Annotated in this window: 1 pseudogene; it reads left to right on the forward strand. The window is 64.7% G+C overall.

Annotated elements, in window-relative coordinates:
* Positions 1 to 462: pseudogene (locus XpopCFBP1817_RS21180) on the forward strand (IS3 family transposase); the annotation flags it as partial.

Here is a 462-nt window from a genome sequence, read left to right on the forward strand (position 1 = left end):
AAACCACGCGTCCATGGCGGGTCCGAGTGCGCAGCGGCGACCAACCTGCTGGATCGGCAGTTCGACGTGACTGCGCCCAACACGGTCTGGGCGAGCGATTTCACGTGCATCCGCACGTATGAAGGCTGGATGTCCCTGGTCGTTGTGCTGGACCTGTTTTCCAGGCAGGGCGTCGGTTGGGCGATGCGTGATCGGGCCGATACCGCGTTGGTCGTGCAGGCCTTGTTGTCTGCGGTCTGGCGGCGCAAACCCACATCCGGTTGCCTGGTTCACTTGGACCAAGGTGCGGTCTACACCGCGAGGACTGGCAGAGTTTCCTGGCGTCGCATGGCTTGGTGTGCAGCAGGCGTCGGCGAGGCAACTGCCACGACAATGCACCCGTGGAGAGCGTCTTCGGCCTGACCAAACGCGAGCGGATCAGACGGCGGGTCTATCCCACCAACGGCGCCGCACGCGCCGAGG

The sequence above is a fragment of the Xanthomonas populi genome, from assembly GCF_002940065.1.
GTDB lineage: Bacteria > Pseudomonadota > Gammaproteobacteria > Xanthomonadales > Xanthomonadaceae > Xanthomonas > Xanthomonas populi.